The organism is Streptomyces sp. NPDC051064, from assembly GCF_044455985.1.
Classification (GTDB): domain Bacteria; phylum Actinomycetota; class Actinomycetes; order Streptomycetales; family Streptomycetaceae; genus Streptomyces.
This window is the reverse complement of the sequence record NZ_JBITFK010000010.1, coordinates 309,009-323,849: the sequence shown is the minus strand read 5'-3', so window position 1 is coordinate 323,849 and position 14,841 is coordinate 309,009. Positions and strand designations below refer to the sequence as shown.

Annotated in this window: 13 protein-coding genes; 6 read left to right on the top strand and 7 right to left on the bottom strand. The window is 69.9% G+C overall.

What is annotated here, in order from left to right:
• The first annotated feature begins 35 nt into the window (after positions 1 to 35).
• Positions 36 to 1,400 carry an LCP family protein gene (locus ACIBCU_RS32240; RefSeq protein WP_399235739.1) on the top strand — a complete coding sequence of 455 codons (1,365 nt, stop codon included), beginning with the start codon at positions 36 to 38 and terminating at the stop codon, positions 1,398 to 1,400.
• Between the two features lie 132 nt (positions 1,401 to 1,532).
• Here the strand turns inward: ACIBCU_RS32240 and ACIBCU_RS32235 are convergent, their stop codons facing one another.
• Positions 1,533 to 2,081: an acyl-CoA thioesterase gene (locus tag ACIBCU_RS32235; protein ID WP_362934835.1), complete on the bottom strand. Its 549-nt coding sequence runs from the start codon at positions 2,079 to 2,081 to the stop codon at positions 1,533 to 1,535.
• A 119-nt stretch (positions 2,082 to 2,200) separates the two neighbouring features.
• Between ACIBCU_RS32235 and ACIBCU_RS32230 the strand changes: the two genes are divergently transcribed.
• Both ACIBCU_RS32230 and ACIBCU_RS32225 read left to right on the top strand, forming a co-directional pair.
• Positions 2,201 to 3,478, top strand: a complete 1,278-nt coding sequence (locus ACIBCU_RS32230; protein ID WP_399235737.1) for an LCP family protein — start codon at positions 2,201 to 2,203, stop codon at positions 3,476 to 3,478.
• A gap of 274 nt (positions 3,479 to 3,752) precedes the next feature.
• Positions 3,753 to 4,499: an SAM-dependent methyltransferase gene (locus ACIBCU_RS32225; protein WP_399235734.1), complete on the top strand. Its 747-nt coding sequence runs from the start codon at positions 3,753 to 3,755 to the stop codon at positions 4,497 to 4,499.
• Positions 4,500 to 4,564: 65 nt separating this feature from the next.
• Here the strand turns inward: ACIBCU_RS32225 and ACIBCU_RS32220 are convergent, their stop codons facing one another.
• On the bottom strand, positions 4,565 to 5,722 hold the full coding sequence (locus ACIBCU_RS32220; RefSeq protein WP_362934923.1) for an acyl-CoA dehydrogenase: 1,158 nt from the start codon (positions 5,720 to 5,722) through the stop codon (positions 4,565 to 4,567).
• Positions 5,723 to 5,919: 197 nt separating this feature from the next.
• Between ACIBCU_RS32220 and ACIBCU_RS32215 the strand changes: the two genes are divergently transcribed.
• A complete protein-coding gene (locus ACIBCU_RS32215; RefSeq protein ID WP_362934826.1) occupies positions 5,920 to 7,263 on the top strand; it encodes a UDP-glucose/GDP-mannose dehydrogenase family protein in 1,344 nt (447 codons plus the stop codon).
• A 55-nt stretch (positions 7,264 to 7,318) separates the two neighbouring features.
• On the opposite strand, the gene ACIBCU_RS32210 is transcribed toward ACIBCU_RS32215, so the two are convergent.
• From ACIBCU_RS32210 to ACIBCU_RS32200, 3 genes are read right to left on the bottom strand one after another with little or no spacing between them, the layout of a single operon-like run.
• Complete coding sequence (locus ACIBCU_RS32210) at positions 7,319 to 8,512, bottom strand: dipeptidase (protein WP_362934823.1); 1,194 nt, start codon at positions 8,510 to 8,512, stop codon at positions 7,319 to 7,321.
• A gap of 7 nt (positions 8,513 to 8,519) precedes the next feature.
• A complete protein-coding gene (gene purE / locus ACIBCU_RS32205; RefSeq protein WP_362934820.1) occupies positions 8,520 to 9,056 on the bottom strand; it encodes a 5-(carboxyamino)imidazole ribonucleotide mutase in 537 nt (178 codons plus the stop codon).
• Positions 9,053 to 10,204 carry a 5-(carboxyamino)imidazole ribonucleotide synthase gene (locus tag ACIBCU_RS32200; RefSeq protein WP_362934817.1) on the bottom strand — a complete coding sequence of 384 codons (1,152 nt, stop codon included), beginning with the start codon at positions 10,202 to 10,204 and terminating at the stop codon, positions 9,053 to 9,055. Before ACIBCU_RS32200 ends, purE begins: the two co-directional genes overlap by 4 nt.
• A gap of 175 nt (positions 10,205 to 10,379) precedes the next feature.
• Here ACIBCU_RS32200 and ACIBCU_RS32195 point away from each other — a divergent pair, with 175 nt between their 5' ends.
• The gene (locus ACIBCU_RS32195) at positions 10,380 to 10,898 is read left to right on the top strand and encodes a GtrA family protein (RefSeq protein WP_362934814.1); all 519 of its coding nucleotides are present in this window, start codon (positions 10,380 to 10,382) and stop codon (positions 10,896 to 10,898) included.
• 3 nt (positions 10,899 to 10,901) lie between these two features.
• Here ACIBCU_RS32195 and ACIBCU_RS32190 read toward each other — a convergent pair whose 3' ends face one another.
• Together ACIBCU_RS32190 and ACIBCU_RS32185 are read right to left on the bottom strand one after the other, a co-directional pair.
• Entirely contained in the window at positions 10,902 to 12,170 is a 1,269-nt protein-coding gene (locus tag ACIBCU_RS32190; RefSeq protein WP_104786446.1) for an ATP-binding protein, read from the bottom strand.
• Between the two features lie 14 nt (positions 12,171 to 12,184).
• Positions 12,185 to 12,862 carry a response regulator transcription factor gene (locus ACIBCU_RS32185; RefSeq protein ID WP_031098784.1) on the bottom strand — a complete coding sequence of 226 codons (678 nt, stop codon included), beginning with the start codon at positions 12,860 to 12,862 and terminating at the stop codon, positions 12,185 to 12,187.
• Positions 12,863 to 13,349: 487 nt separating this feature from the next.
• Between ACIBCU_RS32185 and ACIBCU_RS32180 the strand changes: the two genes are divergently transcribed.
• Positions 13,350 to 14,840: an oligopeptide:H+ symporter gene (locus ACIBCU_RS32180; protein ID WP_362934811.1), complete on the top strand. Its 1,491-nt coding sequence runs from the start codon at positions 13,350 to 13,352 to the stop codon at positions 14,838 to 14,840.
• Position 14,841 lies beyond the last annotated feature (1 nt).

Below are 14,841 nucleotides of genomic sequence, written 5' to 3'. Positions count from 1 at the left end.
GGTCCGGCGGGCGGAAACCGCCACCCCGGTGGGGCATGCGGGTCGTCACCGGGCTGTCCGTGCTGGTGCTCGGTGCCGGTGGCATCGGCCATGCCGTGGTGAGCGGTCTGGAGACGGGGATCGACCGGGTCGACCCGTTCAAGGACATGAAGAACCGTCCCCAGGGCGGCCACGGCATGAACTTCCTGCTCGTCGGCACCGACGGCCGCGACAGGATCAGCGCGGCCGAGAAGAAGAAGTACAAGCTGGGCGGCGCCCCCTGCCACTGCACCGACACCCTCATGCTCGTCCATGTCTCGGCCGACAAGCAGCGGGCCAGCGTCATCAGCCTGCCGCGCGACAGCTACGCCGAGCTCCCGGCCCACACCGACGGCACCACCGGCAAGGAGCACTCCGCCCATCCGGTGAAGCTGAACGCCGCCTATGCCGAGGGCGGACCTCACCTCACGGTGCGGACCGTCGAGCAGATGACGGGCGTCAAGATCGACCACTATCTGGAGGTCGACTTCACCAGCTTCATGAAGACGGTCGACACCCTGGGCGGGGTGGAGATCTGCACGGCCAAGCCGCTCAAGGACTCGTACACCGGCCTGGACCTGGCCGCCGGCACCCACGAGCTGGACGGTGGGCAGGCTCTCCAGTACGTGCGCTCCCGGCACCTCGACGGGGCGGCCGACCTGGGCCGGATGCAGCGCCAGCAGAAGTTCATGGCCGCGCTGATCAAGCAGACGACCAGCAGCGGTGTGCTGATGAACCCGATGAAATTCCAGCAGGCCGCCTCGTCGATGCTCGAATCGGTCCGGGCCGACAAGGGCTTCGGCACGGAGCAGATGCTGGAGCTCGGCAAGGCGATGCGCGGCTTCACCCCGGCCTCCTCGGAATTCGCCTCGGTCCCCTTGGAGGAGAAGGGCTACCAGGTCAAGGGCATCGGCTCCACCGTGAAGTGGGACGCCGCGAAGGCGAAGCAGATGTTCCAGGCCCTGCGCGAGGACAAGCCGCTCGCCCCGCACCTGCCGAAGCAGCCCAAGGCGACGCCCGTCGAGGTGGCCCCGGAACAGATCCGGGTGCAGGTCTACAACGGGACGCCGAAGGACGGGCTCGGCCAGGACGTCGACGCGGCGCTGCGCTCCACCGGCTTCAACACCACCCGCTCCCCGCTCAACGGCGGACCGCACGATCTGCGGCGGACGCTGGTCACCTACGACCCACGCTGGGACCGTTCGGCGAAGTCCCTGGCCACCGCGCTGCCCGGATGCGAGCTCCGGGCGGTGAAGGGACAGGGCGGGACCATGAAGGTCACGGCGGGCTCGGACTTCACCAAGGTGCAGCCCGTGAAGGCCGAGGACCCGCAGCGTGGCGAATTCGGCACGGTGACGGGCGACCAGGTGGTCTGCCCCTGACCGCGCCTTCCGGAGGTCACCCCTCGCGGCGCCGGGAGAACGCCGTCGCCACCAGGGCGACGACCGCGGCGGCGGAGGCGGCCGGCCAGAGAGCCGTGTAGCCGCCCTCGCCCGGTCACCTGCCGCCGGGGGCTAGTCCTCGATACCCTCGGCGGCTCGCTGTTCGCGTAGCTCCTTGATCGCGCGGCGGCGGGCGAGGCGGTGGGTGCGGCGGATCTGGGCCTCCTGGTAGCGCCGCTTGTCGCGTTCCGTCTCCGGGGTCACCGGCGGTACGCGGCGCGGCTTGCCGTCCTCGTCGACCGCCGCGAACACCAGGTAGGCGCTGCCGACCTGCTGGGCCGGGGTCGACTCGTTCCACCGCTCGGCCATGACGCGGACGCCGACCTCCATCGAGGAGCGGCCCGTCCAGTTCACCTGGGCGCGGACGTGAACAAGGTCACCCACGCGGACGGGCTCCAGGAAGACCATCTCGTCCATCGATGCCGTCACGGCCGGTCCGCCGGAGTGCCGGCCCGCGACGGCACCCGCCGCGTCGTCGACCAGCTTCATGATCACGCCGCCGTGCACCGTGCCCAGGAGATTGGTGTCGTTGCCGGTCATGATGTGGCTGAGGGTGGTCCGGGATGCCGAGGTCGGTTTGCCCTGAATTTCGCCCTCCGGTGGCTGGGACTGATCTGTCATGCCGTCCACCTTATGCGGGGGCTTGCACCCGGTTGCATTGCATCAGCTTCGCAACAGCCCTGCCCCGATCCCCCGTACACCCTGTAAGAGCCCCAGGCCGAGACGGCACACTGGTCCGCATGAGCGATTGGCCCGAAGGACGGAACGGCGGACAAGGCGAACGCTACGGACGGGGCAGCGCAAGCCCCCGGCCCGAGAGCGCCCGCGCCATGCCGCACGTCCGGCGGCGCCCCGCGCCGCCGCAGTCCCCGCCCCACATCCCCCCGCAGCAGGGACAGGGCTACGAGGACGGACCCGGTTACGACAGTGGCTACAACACGGGCCAGGTGTACGGCGGCGGCCAGCGCGGCGGCCCCGGCGGTGGCGGTTACGGCGGCCGCGGGGGTGACAGCGGTTACGTCCAGCCCCGTGCGGCAACGAACTGGGGCCGGCGGATCAAGGTCGGCGTACTCACCCTCGTCGTCGTGGTGCTCGCCGTCTCCGTCGGCACGTACTTCTGGGCCGACGGCAAACTCAAGCGCGAGGTCGACCTCTCCAAGGTCATCGAGCGGCCGAGCGAGGGCGACGGCACGAACTACCTGGTCGTCGGCTCCGACAGCCGCGAGGGCATGACCGCCGAGGACAAGAAGAAGCTGCACACCGGCTCCGCCGAGGGCAAGCGGACCGACTCGATGATGATCCTGCACGACGGCTCCAACGGCCCGACGCTGATCTCACTCCCCCGCGACTCCAACGTCGAGATCCCCAGCTTCGTCGGCTCCGAGTCCGGCAAGAAGTTCGAGGGGACGGGCCGCACGACCAAGCTGAACGCCGCCTACGCCGAGGACGGCCCGGAGCTCCTGGTCCGCACGGTCGAGTTCAACACCGGGCTGCGCATCGACCACTACGTCGAGATCGGCTTCGGTGGCTTCGCCAACATCGTGGACGCCATCGGCGGGGTCGAGATGGACATCCCCAAGGCCTTCAAGGACAAGAACTCCGGCGCCGACTTCCAGGCCGGCAGGCAGACCCTGAACGGCGAGCAGTCCCTCGCCTTCGTCCGCACCCGGTACGCGTTCGCGGGCAGCGACCTGGACCGCACGAAGAACCAGCAGAAGTTCCTCGCGGCCCTGGCCTCCCAGACGGCGACCCCGTCGACGATCCTCAACCCGTTCAAGCTCTACCCGACGATGGGTGCGGGCCTGGACACGCTGGTCGTCGACAAGGACATGTCGCTCTGGTCGCTCGGCAACATGTTCTTCGCGATGAAGGGCGTCACGGGCGGTGAGGGTACGTCGATGAACATCCCGCTCACGGGCGGGAGCGTGAACGGCAACCTCGTCTGGGACAAGGACAAGGTCAAGCAGCTCGTGGAGCAGCTGAAGAACGACGAGAAGGTCACGGTCGAGGGCAGCTGACGCCCCGCCGCCGGACCTGGACGGCCCCTCGCCCCGCCTCCCGCGGGGTGAGGGGCCGTCGTCACGCGCGCCCGGACTCCGTCGGCCGCTACAGGCCGGGGAGTGCGAGCCGGAAAATCGGTGGAGGTGCCGGGCCGGAAGGCCTACGTTTACCGGCTCAAGATCCATGCGTGCGAACGAGGTGTATCGATGACGGTCCGAGCAACGGCTGCCGACTCCGGTCGGCCGTCCCCCGCAGACGCCATGACCTCATCGAACCTGAGGAGCGCCACCCGTGGATCTTCCACGCATCTTCACCATTCGCGAAAGTAGCCACCGCATCCACAACCCGTTGACCCCTGGCAAGCTCTCCGCCCTGGGCCAGGCACTGCACCTGGCGCCCGGGACGCGCGTGCTCGACCTCGCCGGCGGATCGGGCGAGATGCTGTGCACCTGGGCCCGTGACCACGGCGTCACCGGGACCGGGGTGGACATCAGCACGGTGTTCACGGAGAAGGCCCGCTCCAGGGCCGCGGAACTCGGCGTGGCCGACCGGGTCACCTTCGTGCACGGCGACGCCTCCGGCTTCGTCGCGGACGAGCCGGTCGATCTCGCCGCGTGCGTCGGCGCCACCTGGATCGGGGGCGGCGTGGCCGGCACCGCCGAGCTGCTGGGCAGGAGCCTCCGCCCCGGCGGCCTGATGCTGATCGGCGAGCCGTACTGGCGGCAGGAAGTCCCGGACCAGGAAACCGCCGAGGCCTGCCACGCCGGCGGCAAGGACGACTTCCTGGGACTGCCGGAGCTCATCGAGCAGTTCGGCGATCTCGGGTACGACGTCGTGGAGATGGTGCTGGCCGATCAGGACAGCTGGGACCGCTACCAGGCGGCGCAGTGGCTCAACCTCCGCCGCTGGCTCGACGCCCATCCCGATGACGAGCTGGCGGACGAGGTACGGGCCGAGCTCACCACCGGTCCCGCCCGCTACACGAGGTACCAGCGCGAATACCTCGGCTGGGGAGTCTTCGCACTGATGGGCCGCTGACGGTCCGGACGGCGCGGGCCCGGGCAGCATGTGCTGCCCGGGCCCGCGCGCCTGCGGAGATTCCGTTACGGCAGGTTGCGGGCCATGACGATGCGCTGGACCTGGTTCGTGCCCTCGTAGATCTGCGTGATCTTCGCGTCGCGCATCATGCGCTCCACCGGGTAGTCACGGGTGTAGCCGTAGCCGCCGAGGAGCTGGACGGCGTCGGTGGTGACCTCCATCGCGACGTCGGAGGCGAAGCACTTGGCCGCGGCGCCGAAGAAGGTGAGGTCGCCGTCGAGGCGCTCGGACTTGGCGGCCGCCGCGTAGGTGAGCTGGCGGGCGGCCTCCAGCTTCATGGCCATGTCGGCGAGCATGAACTGGATGCCCTGGAAGTCGCCGATCGGCTTGCCGAACTGCTTGCGCTCCTGGACGTAGCCCTTGGCGTAGTCCAGGGCGCCCTGGGCGATGCCGAGCGCCTGGGCCGCGATCGTGATGCGGGTGTGGTCCAGGGTCTTCATCGCGGTGGCGAAGCCGGTCCCCTCCTCGCCGATCATGCGGTCGGCGGGGATGCGGACGTTGTCGAGGTAGACCTCGCGCGTCGGGGAGCCCTTGATGCCGAGCTTCTTCTCCGGGGCGCCGAAGGAGACACCCGGGTCCGACTTCTCGACGACGAACGCCGAGATGCCCTTCGAGCGCTTCGTCGGGTCGGTGACGGCCATCACCGTGTAGTACTCGGACTCGCCCGCGTTGGTGATCCAGCGCTTCACACCGTTGAGGACCCAGAAGTCACCGTCGCGGACGGCCTTGGTCTTCATGCCCGCCGCGTCCGAACCGGCGTCCGGCTCGGACAGGGCGTACGAGAACATCGCGTCACCCTTGGCGAGCGGGCCCAGGTACTTCTTCTTCAGGGCCTCGGACCCGGACAGGATCACCGGGAGCGAACCCAGCTTGTTCACGGCCGGGATCAGGGAGGAGGACGCGCAGACGCGGGCCACCTCCTCGATCACGATGACCGTGGCGAGCGCGTCGGCGCCCGCGCCGCCGTACTCCTCCGGGACGTGGACCGCGTGCAGGTCCGAGGCGACCAGAGCCTTCAGCGCCTCGTGCGGGAAGCGCGCCTCCTCGTCCACCGCGGCCGCATGCGGGGCTATCTTCGCCTCGGCGAGCGAACGGATCGTCTCACGGAGCATCTCGTGCTCCTCGGCCGGACGGTACAGGTCGAAATCGGTCGAACCCGCCAAGACGTTCACTCCCCAAGGATGCTAACTACCGTTAAGTAACACGATTTTAGTGGCGCTGCCGCGCGGAGGCATACGGGCGGGGTACGTGAGCTTGCCGACAGCCGCGGAGGCAGCCCGGGAGGCGGCCGGAAAACGGCGTTCCGCACGCCCGGTTATGCTCGGCTCCGCACGTCTGTCCGCATCGTTCAGGAGCACCCATGGCCCTCAGGATCACCGTGATCGGCACCGGCTACCTCGGCGCCACCCATGCCGCGGCCATGGCGGAGCTGGGCTTCGAAGTCCTCGGGCTCGACGTCGTGCCCGAGAAGATCGAGATGCTCTCGGCCGGCAAGGTGCCGATGTACGAGCCGGGGCTCGAGGAAATCCTGCAGAAGCACGTCGCGGGCATCGAGGGCTCTACGGGGCGGCTGCGCTTCACCACCTCCTGGGAGGAGATCGGCGCGTTCGGCGATGTGCACTTCGTCTGCGTGAACACTCCTCAGAAGCACGGCGAGTACGCCTGTGACATGAGCTACGTGGACAGCGCCTTCGAGTCGCTGGCCCCGCAGCTGACCCGCCCCGCGCTGGTCGTGGGCAAGTCCACCGTCCCGGTGGGCTCCGCCGCACGGCTGGCGGCGCGGCTGGCCGAGCTGGCGCCGGTGGGCACGGACGCGGAGCTGGCCTGGAACCCGGAGTTCCTCCGCGAGGGCTTCGCGGTCGAGGACACCCTGCGCCCGGACCGGATCGTCATCGGCGTGGAGGGCGAGCGGGCCGAGAAGGTGCTGCGCGAGGTGTACGCGGGACCGATCGCCCAGGGCTCGCCCTTCGTGGTGACGGACTTCCCGACCGCCGAGCTGGTGAAGGCCTCCGCCAACTCCTTCCTGGCGACCAAGATCTCGTTCATCAACGCGATGGCCGAGGTCTGCGAGGCCGCCGACGGCGACGTGGTGAAGCTCGCCGAGGCGATCGGCCACGACGAACGCATCGGGAAGAAGTTCCTGCGGGCCGGGATCGGCTTCGGCGGGGGCTGTCTCCCCAAGGACATCCGGGCCTTCATGGCGCGCGCCGGTGAGCTGGGTGCCGACCAGGCGCTCACCTTCCTGCGGGAGGTCGACTCCATCAACATGCGCCGGCGCGGTCACATGGTCGAGCTGGCCCGCGAGGCCGTGGGCGGGGGATCGTTCCTGGGCACGCGCGTCGCGGTGCTGGGCGCCACCTTCAAGCCGGACTCCGACGACGTACGCGACTCACCGGCCCTGAACGTCGCCGGACAGATACATCTGCAGGGCGGCCAGGTGACGGTCTTCGACCCGAAGGGCATGGAGAACGCCCGGCGGCTCTTCCCGACGCTCGGCTACGCGGACACGGCGCTGGACGCGGTGCGCGGTGCGGACGTGGTGCTGCACCTGACGGAGTGGCGCGAATTCCGGGAGCTGGACGCGGTGGCACTGGGCGAGGCCGCAGGGCGCCGGATCATCCTGGACGGCCGCAACGCGCTGGACCCCGCGGTGTGGCGCGAGGCCGGCTGGACCTACCGCGCGATGGGCCGCCCGAAGGCCTAGACGCTGAAAGGCGGCGGCCACAGGGCCGCCGCCTCCTCGTCCGCGGAGGACCGGCTCAGCCCGTCGGGCCGTCCAGCTCGTCGATCGTCGCGTGGGACGGGCCGACGCGCGTGATCAGATCGCGGGACACCGCCTCCGCGTCGCGCAGGACCCGCACCGCGTTCTGCCACGTCAGCTTGGCCACGTCGGTGTCCGACCAGCCTCGCGTCAGCAGCTCGGCGATCAGGTGCGGGTAGCCCGACACGTCCTCCAGCTCCAGGGGGAGGAACGCCGTGCCGTCGTAGTCTCCGCCGATGCCGATGTGGTCGATCCCGGCGATCTCGCGCATGTGGTCGAGGTGGTCGGCGATCGTCGCCACGGTGGCCATCGGGCGCGGGTTGAGCGCCTCGAAGTCCGCGTGGATCCGCATGGCGGCCGGCGTGGTGTCCAGGTGATGCAGGCCGTGCTCCCGCATGTTGCGGTCTGCGGCCAGCGTCCACTCGACGGCCGCCGTCAGGACGAACTTCGGTACGAAGGTCGCCATGGCCACGCCTCCGTTGGCCGCGAGCATCCGCAGCACGTCGTCGGGGATGTTGCGCGGGTGGTCGCAGACCGCCCGGGCGGAGGAGTGCGAGAAGATCACCGGCGCGACGGAGGTGGCGAGCGCGTCGCGCATCGTGGTGGCCGCCACATGGGAGAGGTCGACCAGCATCCCGACGCGGTTCATCTCGCGTACGACCTCACGGCCGAACTCCGACAGGCCGCCGACGCGCGGGGAGTCGGTCGCCGAGTCCGCCCAGTCGGTGTTGTCGTTGTGCGTGAGCGTCATGTAGCGGACACCGAGTGTGTGCAGCGCACGCAGGGTGGCCAGCGAGTTGTTGATGGAGTGGCCGCCCTCGGCGCCCATCAGGGAGGCGATACGGCCCTCGGCGCGGGCCTTCTCCATGTCGTCCGCGGTCAGGGCGCGCCGCAGGTCGTCCGGGTAGCGGGCCAGCATCTCGCCGACCACGTCGATCTGTTCCAGCGTGGCGCTGACCGCGTCGTCGCCCGCCAGGCGGGGTGCGACGTAGACGGACCAGAACTGCGCGCCGACGCCGCCGGCCCGCAGCCGCGGGATGTCGGTGTGCAGGGTGCCGGTCTGGTCCTGGGAGATGTCGCGGGCGTCGAGGTCGTAGCCCACCTGCTCGCGCAGCGCCCAGGGGAGGTCGTTGTGGCCGTCGACGACGGGGTGGTCGGCGAGGAGCAGCCGGGCGCGGTCCAGGTTGTCCATCGGTGACCTACTTCCCGAAGCCGAAGGAGTCCGCGCCCTGGGTCTTGGCGCGCAGCCGCTTGCCCTTCTCCGTCGCCTGCTCCTTGAGCTCCTGCTGGAAGTCCTTCATCCGCTCCAGCAGCGCGCTGTCGTGGGCGGCGAGGATACGGGCGGCGAGCAGGCCGGCGTTACGGGCACCGCCGACGGAGACCGTGGCGACGGGGACCCCGGCCGGCATCTGGACGATGGACAGCAGGCTGTCCATGCCGTCGAGGTACTTCAGCGGGACCGGCACGCCGATCACGGGCAGCGGGGTGACGGAGGCGAGCATCCCGGGCAGGTGGGCCGCTCCGCCCGCCCCCGCGATGATGACCTTGAGACCGCGGTCCGCGGCCCTCTCGCCGTACGCGATCATCTCGTGCGGCATGCGGTGGGCGGAGACGACGTCGACCTCGTGGGGGATCTCGAACTCGCCGAGGGCCTTGGCGGCCGCTTCCATCACGGGCCAGTCGGAGTCCGAGCCCATGACGATGCCGACGACGGGGGCGGAGCCTGGTGCGGTCATTCGGTGATCGTTCCTCGCAGGTAGTCGGCCGCGTGCCGGGCGCGCTCCCGCACGTCCGCCAGATCGTCGCCGTAGGTGTTGACGTGGCCCACCTTGCGGCCGGGCTTCACGTCCTTGCCGTACATGTGGATCTTGAGCTGCGGGTCGCGGGCCATGCAGTGGAGATACGCCTGGTACATGTCCGGGTAATCGCCCCCGAGGACGTTGCACATGACCGTCCAGGTGGCGCGCGGACGGGGGTCGCCGAGCGGGAGGTCCAGGACGGCCCGCACATGGTTGGCGAACTGCGAGGTGACCGCGCCGTCCTGGGTCCAGTGCCCGGAGTTGTGCGGGCGCATCGCGAGCTCGTTCACGAGAATGCCGGGGGTCCCGTCGTCGCTGCGCGTCTCGAAGAGCTCGACCGCGAGGTGGCCGACCACGCCCAGCTCGGCGGCGATCCGCAGGGCGAGCTGCTGGGCCTCCCCGGCGAGGCGCTCGTCCAGGTCGGGCGCCGGGGCGATGACGGTGTCGCAGACCCCGTCGACCTGGATGGACTCGACGACCGGGTAGGCGACGGCCTGGCCGTGCGGTGAGCGGACGATGTTCGCCGCCAGCTCCCGCACGAAGTCGACCTTCTCCTCCGCGAGGACGGGGACACCGGCCCGGAAGGGCTCGGCGGCGTCCGCCTCGGAGCGGACCACCCACACGCCCTTGCCGTCGTATCCGCCACGGACCGTCTTGAGGATGACGGGGAAGCCCCCCACCTCCTCGGCGAAGGCGGCGGCGTCCGCCGCGTCCGCGACGATGCGGTGGCGGGGGCAGGGCGCGCCGATCTCCGTGAGCTTCGCGCGCATCACCCCCTTGTCCTGGGCGTGCACCAGAGCGTCGGGGCCGGGGCGTACGGGAATACCGTCCGCCTCCAGGGCCCGCAGGTGCTCGGTCGGTACGTGCTCGTGGTCGAAGGTGATCACGTCACAGCCGCGCGCGAAGGCGCGCAGCGTCTCCAGGTCGCGGTAGTCGCCGACGACGACCTCGCCCACCACCTGGGCGGCCGAGTCCTGGGGCGTGTCACTGAGGAGCTTGAATTTGAGGCCGAGGGGGATACCCGCCTCGTGGGTCATACGGGCGAGCTGGCCGCCGCCGACCATGCCGACTACAGGAAACGTCACCTGTCCAGGGTATCGGGCCGCGCGAGGGCTCTCCCCACCGTCTCCGGCACCGCCCCCGCACCTCCGGGAAGGATGCCTCGTCACGCGGGCGAGGCCGGCTCACGGGCAACACACGGGAGGGCTGGTTAGCATGGCCGGGTTGACGAAACCGACCGGACGGGGCTGAGCGATCACCATGAGCGAACGGGGCGCACTGCGGACCCGGCTTGATCTGCTGGCCCGGGAGGTCGCCAAGTTCGGCGCGGTGGGCGCACTCGGGCTGGTCGTCAATATCGTCGTCTCGAACCTGATCTGGCGCACCACGGACTTCCCGGTGGTGCGGGCCGGGCTGATGGGGACGGTCGTCGCCATCCTCTTCAACTACGTCGGCTTCCGTTACTGGACCTACCGGGACCGCGACAAGACCGGGCGCACCCGGGAGCTGATGCTGTTCCTGCTCTTCAGCGCCGTCGGCGCGGTGATCGAGACGGGCGTGCTCTACCTGGCGACGTACGGCTTCGGCTGGAACAGCCCGGTCCAGAGCAATGTCTTCAAGATCGTCGGCATCGGGATCGCCACGCTGTTCCGCTTCTGGTCCTACCGCACCTGGGTGTTCAAGGCGCTGCCCGCCAAGGAGGCCGTGCTCAACGCGGAACGATTTCTGGAACAGCGGCGGCCCTCGGACGAGGTGACACCGGGCCCCCTGCCCCGCTGACGCTCAGCGCACGGGGCGTACGGATTCCTTGCGGCTCGGCGCCACCCGGCTGAGGAAGAGGGCGAAGACCGGGGGCTGCTGCTGGAGCAGTTCGAGCCGGCCGCCGTCGGCCTCGGCGAGGTCCCGGGCCACGGCCAGGCCGATCCCGGTGGAGTTGCGGCCGCTGATGGTGCGCTCGAAGATCCGCGCCCCCAGGTCGGCGGGGACGCCGGGGCCCTCGTCCGTGACCTCGACGACGACCTGGTTGCCGGTGACACGGGTACGCAGCGCGACCGTGCCGCCACCGTGCATCAGCGAGTTCTCGATCAGAGCGGCGAGCACCTGGGCGACGGCGCCCGGGGTCCCGACGGCCTCCAGACCGTGCTTGCCCGAGCAGACGACGGCCCGGCCGGCGCTGCGGTAGGCCGGACGCCATTCCTCGATCTGCTGCTTGACGACCTCGTCCAGGTCGAAGACGACGGCGGAGCCGGTGCGCGGGTCCCGGGCGTTGGTCAGCAGCCGCTGCACCACGTCGGTGAGCCGCTCGACCTGGGTGAGCGCGATGTTCGCCTCCTCCTTCACCGTGTCCGGGTCGTCGGTGACGGAGATCTCCTCGATCCGCATGGAGAGCGCGGTCAGGGGCGTACGGAGCTGGTGCGAGGCGTCCGCGGCGAGGCGCCGCTCCGCGGTCAGCATCCGGGCGATCCGCTCGGCGGAGGAGTCCAGGACGTCGGCGACCCGGTCCAGCTCCGTCACCCCGTACCGCTTGTGGCGGGGCCGGGGGTCGCCCGATCCGAGGCGCTCGGCCGTCTCGGCGAGGTCGGTGAGCGGGGAGGTGAGCCGGTCGGCCTGGCGTACGGCCAGGAGTACGGCGGAGATGATGGCCAGCAACGCCACCGCTCCGATGATCAGCAGCGTCCGGCCGACCTCACGGGTCACGGCCGAGCGGTCCTCCTCGACGGTGACCTTCTCGCCCTGCTCCCCCGTCTCCGTGCTGCGGATGGCGTTGCCGTCCGTGGGGCGCTCGCCGACCTCGATGGCGGCGCGTCCGGGGATCTCGACACGGGCGTAGCGGCTGGGGTCCACCTGCTCGGCGAGGACCTGGGGGGTGATCCGCTCGGCGCCGAGCAGCCGGCTCTCGACGACGCTGATCAGCCGGAACGCCTCGGAGTCGACGCTCTCCTGAGCGCTGTTGCTGATGGTGCGGGTCTCGACGATGACGAGGGAGACGCCGAAGACGGCGATCACGACGAGCACCACGGCGAGCGTGGAGTTGATCAGTCGGCGGCGCATGACTGTTCTGTACGTCAGCTCTTCTCGAACCGGAAGCCGACGCCCCGGACGGTGGCGATGTAGCGCGGATTGGCCGCGTCGTCGCCGAGCTTCTTGCGGAGCCAGGAGATGTGCATGTCGAGGGTCTTCGTGGAGGACCACCAGGTGGTGTCCCAGACCTCACGCATCAGCTGGTCGCGGGTGACGACCCGGCCCGCGTCCCGTACGAGGACCCGGAGCAGGTCGAACTCCTTGGCGGTGAGCTGGAGTTCCTCGTCGCCCATCCAGGCCCGGTGGGACTCGACGTCGATCCTGACGCCGTGCGTGGCGGGCTGCGGGGCGGGCTCGGTGGCGCCGCGGCGCAGCAGGGCGCGGACCCGGGCGAGGAGCTCGGCGAGGCGGAAGGGCTTGGTGACGTAGTCGTCGGCGCCGGCGTCCAGGCCGACCACCGTGTCGACCTCGTCGGCCCGGGCGGTCAGCACCAGGATCGGCACGGCGTGGCCGTCGGCCCGCAGCCGCCTGGCGACCTCCAGTCCGTCCATCCCGGGCAGCCCCAGGTCGAGGACGACCAGGTCGACGCCTCCCTGGAGTCCGGCGTCGAGTGCGGTCGGACCGTCCTCGCGGACCTCGACCTCGTAACCCTCACGACGCAGGGCGCGGGCCAGTGGCTCCGAGATGGATGCGTCGTCCTCGGCGAGCAGTACACGGGTCATGCAGTGATGGTAGTCCGCGCAGGCCCGCTGGGGTGAGGCACTGGGCAGGCCCTGCGGGTCAGGGCCACGAATCGGGCATCCTCCTTCGAATATGGGACTGTGGTTCCACGCACACCTGTGATCCATCTCTCAAGTCCTTCCATATCCCCGTGTGTCATGTCGTATGGTTGCTCGACGCCTGTTGCACCACCGAAGGACCTTTGGGCAGCGTTTCGCGCCAAGGGTCTCTTTTGTGTACGGGCCGGTTCCCGCCGGCCCCGATCAGTGAATGACCTGTGGGCCGGGCCCGGAGCGCGAGGACGCGCGCCGGGCGTGGATCCCGGAGCGGTCTGTCCCACGATCCCGTCCCCACACTCCCGGCGGAGCGGTGGCCCGGATCGAATCCCTCGAGGCGTCAGGGGTGGGGCGTGTCCGCCCGGTGCCGGCTACCCCCCACCGGGCGCGTACCGCTCACGAGGCGGCGCGTCCCGACCAGCAAGGATCGACCATGGCGTCCAGCCTGACGAAGGACTCGGCCAGTACTTCTGGTTCGGAGAAGACCTTCTTCGGCCACCCCCGCGGCCTGGCCACTCTCTTCATGACGGAGATGTGGGAGCGCTTCAGCTACTACGGCATGCGCGCCCTTCTCCCGCTCTACCTGATCGCTCCCAACGGGCTTCACATGAACCCCGCCACGGCCACCGCGATCTACTCGGTCTACCTCTCGCTGGTGTACCTGCTCGCCATGCCCGGCGGCTGGTTCGGCGACCGTGTCTGGGGTCCCCGCAAGACCGTCGCCATCGCGGGCGGCGTCATCATGCTCGGCCACCTGACGCTGGCACTGCCCTCCGAGGGCACGTTCTTCGCAGGGCTCGGCCTCGTCGCCATCGGCTCCGGCCTGCTGAAGTCCAACATCTCCACGATGGTCGGCCACCTCTACGACGGCCCGGACGACCCGCGCCGTGACGGTGGCTTCACGATCTTCTACATGGGCATCAACGTGGGCGCCTTCGCCGCCCCGCTGGTGATCGGCACCGTCGGCGAGAACGTCAACTGGCACCTGGGCTTCGCCCTGGCCGCGCTCGGCATGGGACTCGGTGTCGTCCAGTTCCTGCTCGGCACCCGCCACCTCAACGAGCGCAGCCTCGTCGTGCCGAAGCCGCTCTCCGTCGACGAGCGCGCGGCCACACTGCGCAAGTCGATGATCTGGCTGGGCATCGCGGCCGTCTTCTACATCGGCACGGTCGTCACCGGCGTCTACACGCTGAACTGGCTGCTGGTCCCGATCACGATCGCGGGCCTGGTCATCCCGGTGCTGGTGCTGGCGCGCATCAAGCGCGACAAGGAGCTCAGCCAGACCGAGCAGAAGAAGATGTCCGGCTACATCTGGTTCTTCGTGGCCGCCGCCATCTTCTGGATGATCTACGACCAGGGCGGTTCGACCCTGGCGATCTTCGCGGACTCCTCGGCGGAGAACTCGGTCCTCGGCTGGGACTTCCCGGTCTCCTGGTACCAGTCGGTCAACCCGGTCCTGATCATGGCGCTGGCCCCGGTCTTCGCCGCCTTCTGGCTGGCCCTGAACCGGCGGGGCAAGGAGCCCAGCACCGTCGTGAAGTTCAGCTCCGGTCTGGTCCTGGTCGGCGCGTCGTTCTTCCTCTTCCTGGCACCGCTGACCATCGCGGGTGACGGTCACAAGGCCGCCGCTATGTGGCTGGTCGCGATCTACTTCGTACAGACCGTCGGTGAGCTGACGCTCTCCCCGGTCGGCCTCTCGGTCACCACGAAGATGGCCCCGGCCAAGTACGCCAGCCAGATGATGGGTGTCTGGTTCCTGGCCGTGACCGCCGGTGACTGCACCACGGGTCTGCTGTCCATCGCGGGTGTCGAGCTCAACGGCACCGGGGTGGTGGCCCTCCAGGCCGCGCTCGCGGTCCTCGCGGGCGTCGCGGTCTTCATGTACCGCGGCAAGGTCAAGACGCTCATGGGCGACGTCCGCTGAC

What these genes read in the sequence shown, in the direction of transcription:
- ACIBCU_RS32180 (WP_362934811.1), top strand. Translation starts at nt 13,350, where the DNA reads ATGGCGTCCAGCCTGACGAAGGACTCGGCCAGTACTTCTGGTTCGGAG.
- ACIBCU_RS32235 (WP_362934835.1), bottom strand. Translation starts at nt 2,081, where the DNA reads ATGACAGATCAGTCCCAGCCACCGGAGGGCGAAATTCAGGGCAAACCG.
- ACIBCU_RS32190 (WP_104786446.1), bottom strand. Translation starts at nt 12,170, where the DNA reads ATGCGCCGCCGACTGATCAACTCCACGCTCGCCGTGGTGCTCGTCGTG.
- purE (WP_362934820.1), bottom strand. Translation starts at nt 9,056, where the DNA reads ATGACCGCACCAGGCTCCGCCCCCGTCGTCGGCATCGTCATGGGCTCG.
- ACIBCU_RS32210 (WP_362934823.1), bottom strand. Translation starts at nt 8,512, where the DNA reads ATGGACAACCTGGACCGCGCCCGGCTGCTCCTCGCCGACCACCCCGTC.
- ACIBCU_RS32230 (WP_399235737.1), top strand. Translation starts at nt 2,201, where the DNA reads ATGAGCGATTGGCCCGAAGGACGGAACGGCGGACAAGGCGAACGCTAC.
- ACIBCU_RS32185 (WP_031098784.1), bottom strand. Translation starts at nt 12,862, where the DNA reads ATGACCCGTGTACTGCTCGCCGAGGACGACGCATCCATCTCGGAGCCA.
- ACIBCU_RS32240 (WP_399235739.1), top strand. Translation starts at nt 36, where the DNA reads ATGCGGGTCGTCACCGGGCTGTCCGTGCTGGTGCTCGGTGCCGGTGGC.
- ACIBCU_RS32215 (WP_362934826.1), top strand. Translation starts at nt 5,920, where the DNA reads ATGGCCCTCAGGATCACCGTGATCGGCACCGGCTACCTCGGCGCCACC.
- ACIBCU_RS32195 (WP_362934814.1), top strand. Translation starts at nt 10,380, where the DNA reads ATGAGCGAACGGGGCGCACTGCGGACCCGGCTTGATCTGCTGGCCCGG.